The organism is Phenylobacterium sp. (assembly GCF_044371015.1).
Lineage (GTDB): Bacteria > Pseudomonadota > Alphaproteobacteria > Caulobacterales > Caulobacteraceae > Phenylobacterium.
The window spans coordinates 1-14387 of sequence record NZ_JBILUK010000066.1 but is presented as its reverse complement, the minus strand read 5'-3'; the positions used below and the strand labels follow the sequence as shown (position 1 = coordinate 14387).

Sequence of the window (14387 nt, the reverse complement as noted above, 5' to 3'; positions counted from 1 at the left end):
GCGGCGACCGGGTGCTGGCGGAGAACTATCTCCAGCACGCCGAGCATTATTTCCGGCTGTTGCGAGCCCTGCAGCCGCACCGCACGCCCAGCGAAATCATCGGCCGCGACCAGGTCGCGTCGGGCTACGACATCGATTTCGAGGACGAGAGCGGCTTCAACCAGCCTCCGCCCGAAGAGGTCCAGGACTCGGAGGCCCGCGACGACGGCGACAGCCGCCCCAGAGATCGTGATCGGGATCGCGGCGACTGGCAGCCGCGGGAGGATCGGTTCCGGGATGATCGTTCCCGTGACGACCGTCCGCGTGATGATCGCCAGCGCGACGACCGCGCCCGCGATGACCGGCCCCGTGACGATCGGCCCCGCGACGACAGACCTCGCGAGGATCGGGCGCGGGATGACCGTCCCCGTGATGAGCGGCCCCGTGACGATCGCCCGCGGGAGGGCCGCGACCGCGACCGCTGGCGCGAGCGTGACCGCAATCGTCCCCGCGACGAACGGCCCCGCGACGAACGGCCCCGTGATGATCGACCCAGGGATGATCGCCCCAGAGATGATCGCCCCAGGGATGATCGTCCTCGCGACGAGCGTCCGCGCGCCGAGGCCGACGAGCGCCGGGAGCGCGAGCCCTATGTCGAGCCGGCGCCCGAACCGAGTGGTCCGATGTTGCGCGACTCAGACGGCGGCGCCAGCCACGCGCCCGCCTTCCTGCAGGCCGCACGGCCCGCGCCAGTGGCGGACGACGTCGAGGCGGCGCCCAAGCCGCGCCGCCGCCGCGCGCCGCGCAGCTTCGAAGGCGACGCAAAGCCCGAGACGGAAGACGCCTGAGGCGCAAGCTGACTCCATCAAGCGACGCGCCATCCGCCCGCTTCCAAGGGTAGGGTCTTCGCCGTGACCTGTCCGGCGGACCAGCGGGCGTGAAGGATCAGCGCGCGCGTCGTCAGAACCTGTAGCTGAAGCCCGCCCTCACATTGCGGCCCGGCAGCGGGGCGAGGTCTTTCAGGAACGAGACATGTTCCCGCGCTTCGACGTTCCCGAGGTTCCTTCCGTCCAGGAAGATGCGGAGTTCGCGGGCCGCGAACGGGCGAACGCTGACCTGGGCGTTCACCATCGTGTAACCGTCGGTGGCCAGTTCGAAGGGCGTGATCCGGTTTTGGTCGCCCACGCGCCGAACCTCCGCTGAGACACTCCAGGCGGCGTCCTCGAGGATCGCGCGTCCGGTCAAGGACCATGGCGGAATGCGCGCCGGCGGACCCAGGTCGCTCTTGCCGCGCACATAGTCGGCGCCGGCTTCCAGACGCAGAGTCCGGGCGCCGTCTGTCCACGCGGCCAGCGAAGCCTCGATTTCGAATCCATGGAAGGTCGCATCGGTCTGAAGGAACGCAAAGACCGGTAGATCATCCTCTTCCGCGCCGGTCGGCCTAAGGTCAATGAAGCCGTCATAACGCACCACGAAGGCGTGGGCGTCGACATCCAGGGTGTCTGTACTGAAGTGCGCGGTCAGATCCGCGGACCAAGAGACCTCGCTGTCGAGTGTGGCGTCGCCCACCTCAAAGGCCCGGGTCGCCGCGTGCGGCCCATCGGCGAACAGCTCTTCCTGCGCCGGCGCTCGCTCCGCCCGCGAGCCGGACAGCGATACGAACCAGCCCTGCGCTGGCCGCAGGAAGCCCCCAAGGGACGCTGACAAGCCGGTGAAGTCGCGTGAGCCCACCATGGAATCGAGCGACTTCCTCTCAAGTCTCAAGCCGCCCTCGATCCCCCAGGACTCCCGGTCCAGCCGCTGGAGTGTGAAAACGCCCACCTCCTTGGTCTCGGTCGGGGGGACGAACGCTTCATCACCCTGGGCGTCGAAGTCTCGCTGGAGCAGCTGCAGACCCACCGCACCCTGCCAGCCTTCGCGTTCGGCCTGGATCAGCTCCAGGCGGCCTTCCCAGCCGTCGGAGAGGAACCGGGTTCCGACCTCATCTCCCTCGAGCTCCACATGGGTGTAGTCCGCATAGCCGCCGGAGAACCGCACCGTCTCGAATGGCCCGAGCGCAAGGCGATACTCACCGCGCAGATCGTAGCGGGTCTGCTCCAGGTCGATGGTGACCACTTCCTCGTCCTCGACCGGCGCGCCCGGTGCAGGCGAGTGGTCTTCCTCATGCGCGTGGCCCGGGACGCCATAGTCCGAGACTGTGCGCCGAACGGAGACGCCGATCCGCCCGTTGTCTCCAACGTGGCCCACCCCCGCGCCGAACGCCTTCAGCCGCGTGAAGGTGGTCTCGACCTCACTGGCGACCTTGCCAGGGAACGGTTCGCCCTCGGCCGCCAGTTGCCGGCGCGACTCCGGGAATGTCGGGACCTCATAGTCCTCGCTGTCGCGCCACAACCCGTCTACGGTGAACACCAGCGGCCCGGTCCCGGCCTGGAGCGCCCCGCCCAGTTCACGGCCTTTGTCCACGCTGCTGGCCGACCCATGCGCCCGGCCCGACAGCCCTTCGACGGCCTGGATCGGAATCCGCTGATCGATGATGTTCACCACCCCACCGATGGCCGAGCCGCCATAGGCCAAGGCCGAAGGTCCGCGCAGCACCTCGATCCGCTCCGCCTCCTGGGGGTCGCTCGCCACGGCGTGGTCTGGTGAGAGCGCGCTCGCGTCCACCTGGCCCATGCCGTTCGACAGCACCAGCACCCGAGGCCCCGACTGGCCGCGGATCACCGGCCGCGTCGCGCCCGGACCGAAGAAGCTGGAGCGCACGCCGACCATTCCCGAGAGCGCCTCACCGAGACCCCCTGAAGGCGCCAGATCCAGCTCGCCGCGGTCCAGGATGGCGACACTGGTCGTCGCGGAGTCGAGGCTGATGGCGTAGGGCGCGGCGGTCACCACCACCTCGCTGACCTCCGAGTCGTCCGGGGCCGCCATTGCGGGCGTGGCCGCCAAGACGGCGACTGAAGTCAGAAGCAGCAGACGCGACATGATCCAGATCCTACCCTTGCAGACGGGTTGATCTGTTATGAAATAACATTACTACACGTCAAGCGCGTTGCGGCCAATCGTGAAGGAGATTAGCCATTGCCCATGGCCGATGCCTGCAACCATCACGATCACCACGTTCACCAAGGTCTGGGTTCAGGGCCGCTCCTGGAAGCTCTGGCCGAGGCCGAGTTGCGCTGCGCCGCGTCTCAGGAGCGACTGACCCCGCCGCGCCGCCGGGTGCTGGAGCTTCTGCTTGCGGCCGACGCGCCGCTGAAAGCCTATGACCTGATCGCGGCCTATGGCCCGGCGGGCGAGCCGGCCAAGCCGCCGACGGTCTATCGGGCGCTGGAGTTTCTGGAGCGCCTGGGCTTCGCCCACCGCATCGAAAGCCTGAACGCCTATGTGCCGTGCCGGATCGCCGGAGGGCACTCGGCCGCGTTCCTGATCTGCGACTGCTGTGGCGAGGCGGCGGAGTTCCATCCGGACCTGGGCGCGCCGTTGGCCGAAGCGGGCGCGCTCGGCTATGCGCTCCGTGCGGTGACGCTGGAGGCCCGGGGCCTCTGCGCCGCCTGCCAGGCGGGCTGAACCGCCCTACCAGAAGACATCTCGCACCACCTGCACGACCCGGCCGGTGTAGCGATCGACCAGCAGGGCGTCATCGCCCGACCGCACCCAGCCATAGCCCGGCGGCGGCAGCGGCAGGCGGAAGGCCCAGGGATCGATCCACCAGTTGGAGCCGTACCAGCCACGCGGAAGGTAGTCGCCGAACGCCCAATCGCGGAGATAGTAGCCGGACGGCGGTCGCCAGGCATGGCGGTAGCGATAGGGGCTGTCGTACACGCCCGGCCAGCGGCCCCAGCTCCAATAGCGCCGATCATCCCACCAACGGTCACGATCCCAGCGGCGTCGGTCGTCGTCCCGCCAGTCCCGGCGGCGTTCATCCCGATCCTTGCGGTCTCGGTCTGCGCGATCGCGGTCGTAGCGATCGCGCCCGCCATCGGCCCGGTCGCCGCGATCCCGGTCTCCGCCGTCGCGGCGGTCAAAGCCGCCTCGGCCGCCTGGACCATAGAAGCGGCCGCCGTCCGGCTCGCGGGCCTCTGCTGCGCGGGGCGCGTCGGGGGCCGGCGGCGGCGGGGGCGGGCGGTCGGCGCGTTCGAAGCCGCGCGCGTCTCCGAAGCTCTCCCGGACCGCGTCTTCGCCGGGCTCCTGGGCGAGGGCGGGGCCGGCGCTCAGTCCGAGCGCCAGGGCCATCACGGCGGCGGCCTGTTTCATCGCGGATCGCATCCTGCAGAGGCGCCGGATCCCGGCGCTGTCTTGTCCACTCATGATCCAGTCACCACAAGCCGTCTGAACCCAGGTTGAACGGCGCGCCGGTTCCGGCCAGACAGACGTCTGGAATGGGAGGCCGATTTGAGCGCCACGCCGCAGGATGTGCTGACCTTCTGGCGCAATGCCGGCCCCAGGCGCTGGTTCAGCAAGGACTCGCGCTTTGACGACGCGATCCGGCTGCGGTTCGAGCCGGTGCACCACGCGGCCGCGCGCGGAGCCTATGACGGCTGGGCCGACGAAGGACCCGAGGCGGCCTTGGCGCTGCTGCTGCTGCTCGACCAGTTCCCGCGCAATCTTTATCGCGACAGCGCTCACGCCTGGGCCACCGACCCGAAGGCCAGGGCCGTGGCTCGCCGGGCGGTCGACCGGGGCTGGATGAAAGGGGTGGAGCCTGAGCTGAGGGGCTTCTTCCTCTTGCCCTTCGAACACTCCGAAGATCTGGCGGACCAGGAATTGTGCCTGACGCTCGCCGCCGAGCTGGGCGATCCGGACCTGATCAAATGGGCCGGGATCCATCACGAAGTCATCGCCCGCTTCGGCCGGTTCCCGCACCGCAACCCGGCGCTCGGCCGGGTGACGACGCCGGAGGAGCAGCTGTTCCTCGACGAGGGCGGGTTCGCCGGCTGAAGGCGCCTGTGGACGCCCGATCAAACGCATTTCCGGCGGCCCGCGAATCAGTCGCGAATCACCCTGTGAACGCTCATGTCGCCATCGCCGCAGCCGCCGATACGGGCCGTGCTCACCCAGAGCAGCCCTATCTGGACCTGCTGGCCGACATCCTGGCCAAAGGGGTCGAGCGCGGCGATCGCACGGGCACCGGCACGCTGGGTGTCTTCGGACGGCAGATGCGGTTCGACCTTGCCCAGGGCTTTCCGCTGCTGACCACCAAGAAGCTGCATCGGAAGTCGATCATACTGGAGCTGCTGTGGTTCCTGCGCGGGGACACCAACGTGCGGTGGCTGCAGGAACGCGGCGTCAGCATTTGGGACGAATGGGCGGATGCTGAGGGCGAACTGGGGCCGGTCTATGGCCGCCAGTGGCGTTCCTGGGCGGCGCCGGACGGCCGGGTGATCGACCAGATCTCGGGCGTGGTCCAGAGCCTGAAGACCAATCCCAACAGCCGCCGCCATATCGTCTCGGCCTGGAACCCGGCCGACGTCGACGACATGGCGCTGCCGCCCTGCCACTGCCTGTTTCAATTCTATGTCTCGGAGGGCCGGCTCTCGTGCCAGCTCTACCAGCGCTCGGCCGACGTGTTTCTGGGAGTCCCGTTCAATATCGCCAGCTATGCGCTGCTGACGATGATGATGGCGCGGGTCACGGGCCTGGAGCCCGGTGAATTCGTCCACACGCTGGGCGACGCGCACCTTTATCTGAACCACCTGGATCAGGCCCGCTTGCAGCTCACGCGGCAGCCGCTGCCGGCCCCGGTGATGCACGTGGCGGCGCGGGACGACCTCTTCGGCTATACGTTCGAGGACTTCCGCCTGGAGGGCTATCAGGCCCATCCGGCTATCGCGGCGCCGATCGCGGTCTAGATGGCCGAGGCGCTTACCCTCGCCGGGGTTTCCGACGCGGCCGCCCGCATCTCCGACATCTATGCCGGCAAGTACGGGATCGAGCGCGACGGCGACTGGTTCCTGATCAAGCTGCAGGAAGAGTTGGGCGAGCTGGCCCAGGCGCATTTGCGGCTCTCGGGTCGGGGACGGGGCTCATCGACCGAGCAGGATCGGGCCGACGAGGCGGCCGACGTGCTGTGCATGCTGCTGCTCTATTGCCGCCACCATGGCATCGACCCGGAGGCGGCGGTGGCGCGGAAGTGGCTGAGCTGGCTGGAGCCGGCCTAGCCCTCATCTACGCCCCGGCATCGGCGACGGCGGCGAGCGCCTGACCCGCGGCTTCGATGGCCTGATCGACATCCGCCTCGGTCATAGCCGTGGACAGCATCCAGGCCCCTGCGGGCGTGGTCATGACGCCCCGCTCGAGAAGCTCGCGATGCAGGCGGGCCATGCGGGCGCCATCGCGGCGGACCAGGCTGCGATAGTCGAGGACCGGCGCCTCGGCGATCACCCATGAGGCCAGCGAGCCGCGCCCCTGCACATGCACCGGCAGATTGACGGTGCGCGCCACGCGGCGGAGGCCGCTCCGCAGGCGCTCGCCCAGCGCGTCGAGACGGGCGAAGGCGGCTTCACCCAGCAGATCCAGCGCGACGCCGCCGGCCGCCATGGTCACCGGATTGCCGTTGTAGGTGCCGCCGTGGGAGATCGCCGGGCCCTTCGTCTGGGGATCAAACACGGCCATCACATCGGCCCGCCCCCCGACGGCGCCGACCGGGAAACCGCCGCCGATGATCTTCGCGAAGGCGGTGAGATCGGGACGTACGCCATAGATAGACTGGGCCCCGCCGTGCGCCAGCCGGAAGCAGTAGACCTCATCCAGGATGAAGAGCGCGCCGGTGGCGTCACAGACCTCGCGGATCATCTGAAGATAGCCCTCGGGCGCCTCGGCGAAGGACAGGCGCGAGGGGATCGGGTCGATCAGTACGGCGGCGAGGGTCTCGCCGGCCGCTTCGAGCGCGCGCCGGGCGCCGGCGATGTTCTGCCAGGGGAGGGTTACCACCTCGTCCAGCAGGCTCTGCGGCTGGCCCGCGTGCATGGCGGTGGTGACAGGCGCGTCGTCGTCGCCCCAGGCGTCGGGGCGGGAGATCTGGCTCAGCTCCACGAGATCGTAGGCGCCGTGATAGGCGCCCTCGACCTTGGCGATCCGGCTGCGGCCGGTGAAGGCGCGGGCGGCCTGCACGGCCATCATCACCGCCTCGCTGCCGGAGTTGGTGAAGCGGACCCGGTCGACGCTCTCGACGCGGTCGACGAGCCGGGCGGCGAGGTCGATCTCGGCCTGGGTGGGCATTCCGACGGCCATCATCTGGGCGATCTGGCGGGTGGCGGCCTCGACGATCGCAGGGTGGCCGTGGCCGTGGATCAGAGCCGAGTAGTTGTTGACGAAGTCGAGCCGCGTGACGCCGTCGACATCGGTGACGCGCGCGCCCTCAGCGCTCGCCGCATAAAGCGGGTGAGGGGCGAAGAAGAGCGTGCTGCGGGTGTTGCCGCCGGGAAGCACGCGCGTAGCGGCCTCAAACAGTTCGGCCGAGCGGGCGGTGGGGGAGGGGTGTGTCATGGGGTGGTCCGGCGTTGAAGGTCGGGCGGCCGGATCATGATCGAAAGTCGATCCGGCGGCCAATGCCTGGAACATGACGGACTGGCGCTTTGGGGAGGTGGGGCCACGTCATTGGGGCGCTGGAAGCCCCCTCACCAAACGATGCGCACCGGATACTGCGCCAGGGTTGCGTCGGCAGTGGCAAGGGGGAGGTCAAGCGTGATGGCGTGGGCGACCAGCATCCGGTCGACCGGATCGCGGTGAATGTCGGGCAGCGCCTGGACCGTCTCCCAGCTGGCGGCAGGGAAGTCGAGCAGGTGGAAACCCATCAGGTCGCGCAGCTGGTCCAGGCCCACGCCTTCGCCGAAACGGCCTCGAGCGAGGAGATCGACATACTCGTGGGCCGTCACGGCGCTGACGAAGAGGCGGGTCGCGGCGTCGGGGAGCAGGCTGAGGAACCGTTGACCCATGCGCGCATCGCCGGCCGCGAACCAGACCAGGACGTGCGTATCAAGCAGCAGGTCCAAACTTCCTCCGGAAGCGCGCCTGGGGATCGTCGCGGTCGGCCTTCAACGCCTCCAGGCTGAGATCGACGCCGGAAAACGCGGCCTTGAAGGCGCCGACGCCGGCGGTGCGGCGGGCGGCGACCCGTTGCGCCTCAAGTTGCTCGGCATCGGCAAGCGGCATCAGCTTGAGGACCGGGCGACCGGCCTTCTGCAGGATGACTTCCTCGCCCTCCAAGGCGCGGGCGACCAGCTCCGAGAGCCGGGTCTTGGCGTCGCCGATGTTGACGTGGATGGTCATGGGGGGAGGGTAGGTTGGCCAAGGGTGTTGGTCAAGGTGATTGGTCGGTTTTGAGTGCTCCCCTAACCCCTACCCGAGACGAAGTCCGAGGGAGGGGCCTGGGGTGGGCCGGCGCCGTGAGTTCGACGGGCTCCGGATGGAGCGTCGAGGGCCCTCGGTCTCACATCCGGAGCTGGAGCCTCCGATCCAGCCGGCCCTCCCCAACCCCTCCCGATGCTGCGCGGCGGGAGGGGCTTAGGGTCCAAGTTCGCCGCGCGCTACGGCGTCCCCGTCGCCAACCTCCGCCAGTACGAGATCGGCCGTGTCATGCCCCCGCCGGCGGTGCGATCGTTCCTCAAGGTGATCGCGGCAGAGCCGGAGCGGACGGCGGCGGTTTTGGCGGGGTAGGGAGGCTGACGGGGTGCGGGGCCCAGCCTCAATGCGCATGTTGCTGATCAAGGAGTGCGCCGCCACAGGTGACTGGAGTTGGCGTTGCAGCCGGGGCGGGATAGCCTGCTGATGAGATACTTCCGGCTACGGGAGGCAGGGAATGCGTGTTGCGTGTGTGGTGATCGCCATCTGTCTAGCGGGATGTGCGGCCCCGCGAACTCTGACGACGGTGGTCGGGCCTGCGGTCGGCCTTGCTCAACAAAGGATCGAAGTCGAAGCAGCGCTGGCGCCTCTGATCGAGGAAACTCGAGCTCGAGAGCTTCAGCTGACCAACAAGATCGGGTCCCTTCCGGCCGTAGACCAGGAGCGATTCTACGACGCCCACTGGGCCTATCTCATTGCCGCTGAGGATCGTGTCCTTCGGCCGCTCGCCGAACAGGGCAATGCCGAAGCGATCCACCGCATAGCGCTCCGACTCCGCGATAGCGACGACCCCCGCGACGTTCACCTATGGCTGAGCCTCGTGACAACGGCCGCAGACAAAGGCCACCCTTCGGCCCACGACGAATTGGTCAGATGGTACTGGCATCAGCGCGGAGACGGCTCCATCACTCAGTTGCAGGCGAACCGCTCACTTGCCCTGGACCATGCCGGAAAGGCCGCCGCCGCAGGGCAAATGCACAGCATCGATCGGATCGCCACATATGTTGCTGGTGACGTTCATCAATATCCGGCCAGTCTCCCAATCGCGCGGCGACTGACCGAGCTATGCGCCGACACAGGCTACGCGCCCTGCCAGGAGCGCCTCGCAACCACACAGCCCTATGACTATGGGCTGGGGGAGGCGGGCCGCAAAGTCTGGCGTGCGCGGTTTGCCGGTCGGACGTCTATAGGACTGCACAATGCCGCCTGGGCGCCAGCGACGTGGAGCTCACTCGACCAAGAGTGGAAAGGCGTTAAGCGAGACATCTTGGAACACGGGGCCTCATCCGTCGGAACGGTCGGGCACTGTTCCACAAGCACGCCGTGGTGTCGGAGCAACCCCAGAGAGCGTTGAGTGTCTTGCTCTTCGTTCTCGCGTGACATTGCAGTCAGTCCGCGCCGCTTGCCCTCTCCCCCATCGGCTCTCCGCGCTGCGCGCTCGGCCGATGGTCCCCCTCTCCCATTTCGTGGGAGAGGAACGGGCCGATGGCTTCAGCCCCCCAACGCCTTGTCGATCACCGCCCGGGCCTCCGGGCCGGACCAGTCCGCCTCGCCGGGGAGGCGGCCGATTTCGAGGCCGTCCTTGCCGTAGATGACGGTGGTGGGCATGCCGGGGGCGGGCGGGGAGAGCTTGAAGGCCAGCTTCATTTCGCGGTCGTGGTAGAATTTCAGCGGCGCGTTGGCGGCGATGAACAGGCGGGCCTTGGCGGCGTCGTCCAGGCTGTCGATGGAGACCGCGACCACCTCGACCGGCTTTCCGGCATAAGCGGCCTGGAGCTTGGCCAGCGTCGGCATCTCCACCTTGCAGGGGCCGCACCAGGTGGCCCAGATGTTCATGACCACCACCTTGCCCTTCAGGTCGGCGATCTTCATCGGCTTGCCCGCCTCGTTGTAGAAGACGTGGTCGGGCGGGACGCCGGGGATTTCGGCGAGCTCGAACTTCTGGGTGAAGGATTCGGCCGGAGGCGCCTTGGGCTCGGCGACCTCGGTGTGAACCACCGGCGCCGGGTTGGAGGAAGCCTGGGCGATGATGTAGACAACGCCCGCGACGCCCACCAGGGCGACGCCCCATAGGGCCCACCCCAACAGGCCTCGTTTGGGTTTCGCCGGCGCTTGCGGACCTTCGCTCATATGACCTCGTCTCCTTCCGACCCGCCCGCGCGGCCCACCCCGGCGGGGCAGGCGATGTGGGGCGGACGCTTTTCCGGCAAACCCGCAGAGCTGATGCAGGCGATCAACGTCTCCATCGGCTTCGACAAGCGCATGGCGGGGCAGGACCTGGCCGGCTCCCGCGCGCACGCCGCGATGTTGCGCATGGCGGGCGTGATTTCAAGCGAGGACGAGGCGGCGATCCAGGGCGGACTGGCGACCATCGAGGCGGAGATCGCCGCCGGAACCTTCCCGTTTCGGGATGAGTACGAAGACATCCACATGAACGTGGAGGCGCGCCTGCGCGAGCTGATCGGGCCGGCGGCCGGGCGGCTGCACACGGCGCGGTCGCGCAACGATCAGGTGGCGCTCGATTTCCGCATGTGGGTGCGCGAGGCCTGCGACCGGACGGGCGGGCAGATCCGCGCGCTGATGGGCGCTCTGCTGGCCAAGGCCGAAGTGCACGCGGACGCGGTGATGCCGGGCTTCACGCATCTGCAGCCGGCTCAGCCGGTGACCTTCGGCCACCACCTGATGGCCTATGTGGAGATGTTCGGCCGCGACGCCGCCCGCTTCGCCGATGCGCGGACGCGGATGAATGAGAGCCCGCTCGGCGCGGCGGCGCTGGCCGGGTCCCCGTTCCCGATCGACCGGGAGATGACGGCCAAGGCGCTGGGGTTCGATCGGCCGACGGCCAACTCGCTGGACAGCGTGGCGGACCGGGACTTCGCGCTGGAGGCGCTGGCGGCGGCCTCGATCACGGCGGTGCACCTCTCGCGCCTGGCCGAGGAGATCGTGATCTGGATGACGCCGCAGTTCGGCTTCATCCGGCTGTCGGACGCCTTCACCACCGGCTCTTCGATCATGCCGCAGAAGAAGAACCCGGACGCGGCCGAGCTGGTGCGGGCCAAGGTGGGGCGTCTGCTCGGATCGTTCACCCAGCTCACCGTGGTGATGAAGGGCCTGCCGCTGACCTATTCAAAGGACATGCAGGAGGACAAGGTTCCCACCTTCGAGGCCTTCGATGCGCTGGAGCTCTCCCTTCTGGCCATGGCCGGGATGGTGGCCGACCTGGAGCCGGACCGGTCGCGGATGGCGGCGGCGGCGGGCGCGGGCTACTCGACCGCCACGGATCTGGCCGACTGGCTGGTGCGGACGCTGGACCTGCCGTTCCGCGACGCGCACCACATCACCGGCGCGGCGGTGAAGCGGGCGGAGACGCTGGGCGTGGGGCTGTCGGACCTGCCACTCGCCGACCTGCAGGCGCTGGACGGGCGGATCACGGCGGATGTGTATGGCGTTCTCACGCCGGAGGCTTCGGTCGCCAGCCGGACCAGCTATGGTGGGACCGCGCCGGACCAGGTGCGGGCGCAGATCGCGCGTTGGAAGGATATGCTGGCATGAGCCGTATTGTGGTGGCGCTGAGCGCCGTGATCCTGGCGGGCGGCCTCGCCGGCTGCGGCAAGGTGGGCCAGCTTGAGCGCCCCGGCCCGCTGTTCGGCGCGGAACGCAACTCGACCCGCGACGCCGACGAGGCGCAGCGGCAGGCGGACCCGAGCCGGCCGGTGGATACGGTCGACCCGCGGGATCGTTCGAGCGACCCGGCGCCCTCGCGCACCCTGCCGATCCCGGGGACCAATCGCGGTCCGGGCGGGCTGCCGCCGGCGACCTCGATGCCCGATCCCTACGCCAACCCGCGATGAACCACTTCGAGCCGCGGGACGGCGAGCTGGCGTGCGAGGACGTGCCCCTGCGGCGGATCGCCGAGGCGGTGGGGACGCCGGTCTATGTCTATTCCTCGGCCACGCTGGAGCGGCACTTCACTGTGCTGCGCGATGCCCTGACCGGCGCGGGGCTCAAGGACCCGCTGATCGCCTATGCGGTAAAGGCCAACCCGAACCTGGCGGTGCTGCGGACGCTGGGCGCCCTGGGCGCCGGGGCGGACACGGTCTCGGAAGGCGAGGTGCGGCGGGCGCTGGCGGCCGGCATTCCGGCCGAGCGGATCGTGTTCTCCGGCGTCGGCAAGACGGCCGCCGAAATCGCCTTCGCGCTCGATGCGGGCGTGGCCGAGATCAATGTCGAGTCCGAGCCGGAGATGCGGCTGGTGGACCGGATCGCCGCCGAGCGCGGCGTGCGGGCGCAGATCGCCATCCGGGTGAATCCCGATGTGGCGGCCGGCGGCCACGCCAAGATCGCCACCGGCAAGTCGGAGAACAAGTTCGGCGTCTCGTTCTCGGAGGCCGAGCGGCTCTACGCCCAGGCCTCCAACGCCGTGGGGCTCAAGCCGGTGGGCGTGGCCTGTCATATCGGCAGCCAGATCACCGATCTCGCGCCGATGGCCGAGGCGTTCGGCAAGATGCGCGGGCTGGTCGAGCGGCTGCGGGCCGAGGGTCTTTCCGTCGAGCGGCTGGACCTGGGCGGCGGCCTGGGCGTGCCCTACTTCAACCAGCCGACCCCGCCGTCTCCCGCGGACTACGCCGCCATGATCGGGCGGGTGATGCAGGGTCTGGATATCCAGCTGGCGTTCGAGCCGGGCCGGGTGATCGCGGCCAATGCGGGCGTGCTGCTGGCCCGGGTGCTGCACGTGCACGAACGGCCGGAGGGCCGGCGCTTCCTGGTGCTGGATGCGGCGATGAACGATCTGCTGCGGCCGGCGATGTACGACGCCTGGCACGACATCCGCCCCGTGGCCCCGCGAGCGGGCGAGGCCGGGCCCTATGACGTGGTCGGTCCGGTCTGCGAAACCGGCGACACCTTCGCGCGGGACCGGGCGCTGCCGCCGTTCGAGGCCGGCGATCTGGTGGCGTTCATGAGCGCCGGAGCCTACGGCGCCTCGATGGCCAGCGAGTACAATTCGCGGCCGCTGGCCCCGGAGGTGCTGGTCAAGGGCGACCGCTACGCGGTGGTGCGGGCGCGTCCGACCTACGAAGAGATGCTGGCCCGCGAGGCCGCCGCCCCCTGGCTCTGAGGTTGCCATGAAAGACGCCCCGACCCTGGCCGAAGCCGTCGCGGAGGTGGGGCGCGAGATGGCCGCGCACCGGGGCGAGGGGCGGGTGGCCGACTACATCCCCGCCCTGGCGCGGGTGGACCCCAATCGTTTCGGGCTGGCTGTCATAACCGTCGATGGGGAGACGGCCGAGTTCGGCGACGCCTGGGTCCCGTTCTCGATCCAGAGCATCTCCAAGGTCTTCACCCTGGCTCTGGCGCTGGAGCGGGTGGGCGAGGGCCTGTGGACGCGGGTGGGGCGGGAGCCCTCGGGCTCACGGTTCAACTCGATCGTGCAGCTGGAGGCCGAGGGCGGCGTTCCGCGCAATCCGTTCATCAACGCCGGGGCGATCGTGACCACGGATGCGGTGCTGGACAGCCGGACCCCCGAGGTCGCCATCGCCGAGATCCGCGACTTCCTGCGTCGGCTCTCGGGCGTGGAGACCATCGACATCGACGCCGAGGTGGCGCGATCCGAGGCCGAGACGGGGTTTCGCAACGCCAGCCTGGCCAACTTCCTGCGCGCCTTCGGCAATCTGAAGAGTCCCGTGGCCGACGTGCTGGAGACCTATTTCAGCCAGTGCGCGATCCGCATCACCTGTCGCCAGCTGGCGCGGGCGGGATTGTTCCTGGCGCGCGAGGGGTTGGACCCCTTGAACGGCGCGCGGGTGCTGTCGCCGGAGCATGCGCGGCGGATCAACGCCATCATGATGACCTGCGGCCACTATGACGCCTCGGGCGAGTTCGCCTTCCAGGTGGGGCTGCCGGGCAAGAGCGGCGTGGGCGGCGGCATCCTGACCATCGTGCCCGACCGGGCGGCGGTGGCGGTCTGGTCGCCCGGCCTCAATGAGGTCGGCAACTCGCAGGTCGGCACGCTCGCCCTCGAGCGTCTGGCGGCGAAGATGGGCTGGAGCGTGTTCTGAGGCGTGTTTACCTCC

At 69.1% G+C, this 14387-nt stretch carries 17 protein-coding genes; 10 read left to right on the top strand and 7 right to left on the bottom strand.

Going from position 1 to position 14387, the window contains the following annotated elements; genetic code table 11:
- The coding region (locus ACIQ3R_RS07790) for a DUF4167 domain-containing protein (RefSeq protein ID WP_397417024.1) at window positions 1-827 on the top strand (827 nt) is incomplete at its 5' end.
- A 112-nt stretch (window positions 828-939) separates the two neighbouring features.
- On the opposite strand, the gene ACIQ3R_RS07785 is transcribed toward ACIQ3R_RS07790, so the two are convergent.
- Window positions 940-2958, bottom strand: coding sequence for a TonB-dependent receptor (locus tag ACIQ3R_RS07785; RefSeq protein ID WP_397417021.1), 2019 nt, complete (start codon window positions 2956-2958; stop codon window positions 940-942).
- Between the two features lie 102 nt (window positions 2959-3060).
- On the opposite strand from ACIQ3R_RS07785, the gene ACIQ3R_RS07780 reads away from it, so the two are divergent.
- A complete protein-coding gene (locus ACIQ3R_RS07780) occupies window positions 3061-3543 on the top strand; it encodes a Fur family transcriptional regulator (RefSeq protein ID WP_397417018.1) in 483 nt (160 codons plus the stop codon).
- 6 nt (window positions 3544-3549) lie between these two features.
- On the opposite strand, the gene ACIQ3R_RS07775 is transcribed toward ACIQ3R_RS07780, so the two are convergent.
- Complete coding sequence (locus ACIQ3R_RS07775) at window positions 3550-4230, bottom strand: RcnB family protein (protein WP_397417015.1); 681 nt, start codon at window positions 4228-4230, stop codon at window positions 3550-3552.
- 138 nt (window positions 4231-4368) lie between these two features.
- Here ACIQ3R_RS07775 and ACIQ3R_RS07770 point away from each other — a divergent pair, with 138 nt between their 5' ends.
- The 3 genes from ACIQ3R_RS07770 (at window position 4369) to ACIQ3R_RS07760 (ending at window position 6134) form a co-directional block, all read left to right on the top strand.
- Window positions 4369-4914: a DUF924 family protein gene (locus tag ACIQ3R_RS07770; protein WP_397417013.1), complete on the top strand. Its 546-nt coding sequence runs from the start codon at window positions 4369-4371 to the stop codon at window positions 4912-4914.
- Between the two features lie 83 nt (window positions 4915-4997).
- Window positions 4998-5825 carry a thymidylate synthase gene (locus ACIQ3R_RS07765; protein WP_397417026.1) on the top strand — a complete coding sequence of 276 codons (828 nt, stop codon included), beginning with the start codon at window positions 4998-5000 and terminating at the stop codon, window positions 5823-5825.
- On the top strand, window positions 5826-6134 hold the full coding sequence (locus ACIQ3R_RS07760; protein ID WP_397417011.1) for a phosphoribosyl-ATP pyrophosphohydrolase: 309 nt from the start codon (window positions 5826-5828) through the stop codon (window positions 6132-6134).
- A 7-nt stretch (window positions 6135-6141) separates the two neighbouring features.
- On the opposite strand, the gene ACIQ3R_RS07755 is transcribed toward ACIQ3R_RS07760, so the two are convergent.
- The 3 genes from ACIQ3R_RS07755 to ACIQ3R_RS07745 form a co-directional block, all read right to left on the bottom strand.
- Window positions 6142-7461 (bottom strand): aspartate aminotransferase family protein, encoded by a 1320-nt coding sequence (locus ACIQ3R_RS07755; protein WP_397417008.1) that lies wholly within the window; start codon window positions 7459-7461, stop codon window positions 6142-6144.
- A gap of 131 nt (window positions 7462-7592) precedes the next feature.
- Window positions 7593-7967, bottom strand: a complete 375-nt coding sequence (locus ACIQ3R_RS07750) for a type II toxin-antitoxin system VapC family toxin (RefSeq protein WP_397417006.1) — start codon at window positions 7965-7967, stop codon at window positions 7593-7595.
- Window positions 7951-8244 carry a type II toxin-antitoxin system Phd/YefM family antitoxin gene (locus tag ACIQ3R_RS07745; RefSeq protein ID WP_397417004.1) on the bottom strand — a complete coding sequence of 98 codons (294 nt, stop codon included), beginning with the start codon at window positions 8242-8244 and terminating at the stop codon, window positions 7951-7953. Before ACIQ3R_RS07745 ends, ACIQ3R_RS07750 begins: the two co-directional genes overlap by 17 nt.
- Window positions 8245-8457: 213 nt before the next feature.
- Here ACIQ3R_RS07745 and ACIQ3R_RS07740 point away from each other — a divergent pair, with 213 nt between their 5' ends.
- On the top strand, window positions 8458-8631 hold the full coding sequence (locus ACIQ3R_RS07740; protein ID WP_397417002.1) for a helix-turn-helix domain-containing protein: 174 nt from the start codon (window positions 8458-8460) through the stop codon (window positions 8629-8631).
- 175 nt (window positions 8632-8806) lie between these two features.
- Here the strand turns inward: ACIQ3R_RS07740 and ACIQ3R_RS07735 are convergent, their stop codons facing one another.
- Both ACIQ3R_RS07735 and ACIQ3R_RS07730 read right to left on the bottom strand, forming a co-directional pair.
- A complete protein-coding gene (locus ACIQ3R_RS07735) occupies window positions 8807-9121 on the bottom strand; it encodes a hypothetical protein (RefSeq protein ID WP_397417000.1) in 315 nt (104 codons plus the stop codon).
- A 686-nt stretch (window positions 9122-9807) separates the two neighbouring features.
- Window positions 9808-10401: a TlpA family protein disulfide reductase gene (locus tag ACIQ3R_RS07730; RefSeq protein ID WP_397416998.1), complete on the bottom strand. Its 594-nt coding sequence runs from the start codon at window positions 10399-10401 to the stop codon at window positions 9808-9810.
- 45 nt (window positions 10402-10446) lie between these two features.
- Here ACIQ3R_RS07730 and argH point away from each other — a divergent pair, with 45 nt between their 5' ends.
- From argH to ACIQ3R_RS07710, 4 genes are read left to right on the top strand one after another with little or no spacing between them, the layout of a single operon-like run.
- On the top strand, window positions 10447-11868 hold the full coding sequence (argH, locus tag ACIQ3R_RS07725; protein WP_397416996.1) for an argininosuccinate lyase: 1422 nt from the start codon (window positions 10447-10449) through the stop codon (window positions 11866-11868).
- On the top strand, window positions 11865-12167 hold the full coding sequence (locus tag ACIQ3R_RS07720; protein ID WP_397416994.1) for a hypothetical protein: 303 nt from the start codon (window positions 11865-11867) through the stop codon (window positions 12165-12167). Before argH ends, ACIQ3R_RS07720 begins: the two co-directional genes overlap by 4 nt.
- Window positions 12164-13432 carry a diaminopimelate decarboxylase gene (gene lysA, locus ACIQ3R_RS07715; protein WP_397416992.1) on the top strand — a complete coding sequence of 423 codons (1269 nt, stop codon included), beginning with the start codon at window positions 12164-12166 and terminating at the stop codon, window positions 13430-13432. The genes ACIQ3R_RS07720 and lysA overlap by 4 nt, the downstream gene beginning before the upstream one ends.
- 7 nt (window positions 13433-13439) lie before the next feature.
- Window positions 13440-14372, top strand: coding sequence for a glutaminase (locus ACIQ3R_RS07710; protein WP_397416989.1), 933 nt, complete (start codon window positions 13440-13442; stop codon window positions 14370-14372).
- Window positions 14373-14387 lie beyond the last annotated feature (15 nt).

What these genes read in the sequence shown, in the direction of transcription:
- ACIQ3R_RS07745 (WP_397417004.1), bottom strand. Translation starts at nt 8,244, where the DNA reads ATGACCATCCACGTCAACATCGGCGACGCCAAGACCCGGCTCTCGGAG.
- ACIQ3R_RS07710 (WP_397416989.1), top strand. Translation starts at nt 13,440, where the DNA reads ATGAAAGACGCCCCGACCCTGGCCGAAGCCGTCGCGGAGGTGGGGCGC.
- ACIQ3R_RS07775 (WP_397417015.1), bottom strand. Translation starts at nt 4,230, where the DNA reads ATGAAACAGGCCGCCGCCGTGATGGCCCTGGCGCTCGGACTGAGCGCC.
- ACIQ3R_RS07755 (WP_397417008.1), bottom strand. Translation starts at nt 7,461, where the DNA reads ATGACACACCCCTCCCCCACCGCCCGCTCGGCCGAACTGTTTGAGGCC.
- ACIQ3R_RS07785 (WP_397417021.1), bottom strand. Translation starts at nt 2,958, where the DNA reads ATGTCGCGTCTGCTGCTTCTGACTTCAGTCGCCGTCTTGGCGGCCACG.
- ACIQ3R_RS07760 (WP_397417011.1), top strand. Translation starts at nt 5,826, where the DNA reads ATGGCCGAGGCGCTTACCCTCGCCGGGGTTTCCGACGCGGCCGCCCGC.
- lysA (WP_397416992.1), top strand. Translation starts at nt 12,164, where the DNA reads ATGAACCACTTCGAGCCGCGGGACGGCGAGCTGGCGTGCGAGGACGTG.
- ACIQ3R_RS07720 (WP_397416994.1), top strand. Translation starts at nt 11,865, where the DNA reads ATGAGCCGTATTGTGGTGGCGCTGAGCGCCGTGATCCTGGCGGGCGGC.
- argH (WP_397416996.1), top strand. Translation starts at nt 10,447, where the DNA reads ATGACCTCGTCTCCTTCCGACCCGCCCGCGCGGCCCACCCCGGCGGGG.
- ACIQ3R_RS07780 (WP_397417018.1), top strand. Translation starts at nt 3,061, where the DNA reads ATGGCCGATGCCTGCAACCATCACGATCACCACGTTCACCAAGGTCTG.
- ACIQ3R_RS07740 (WP_397417002.1), top strand. Translation starts at nt 8,458, where the DNA reads ATGCTGCGCGGCGGGAGGGGCTTAGGGTCCAAGTTCGCCGCGCGCTAC.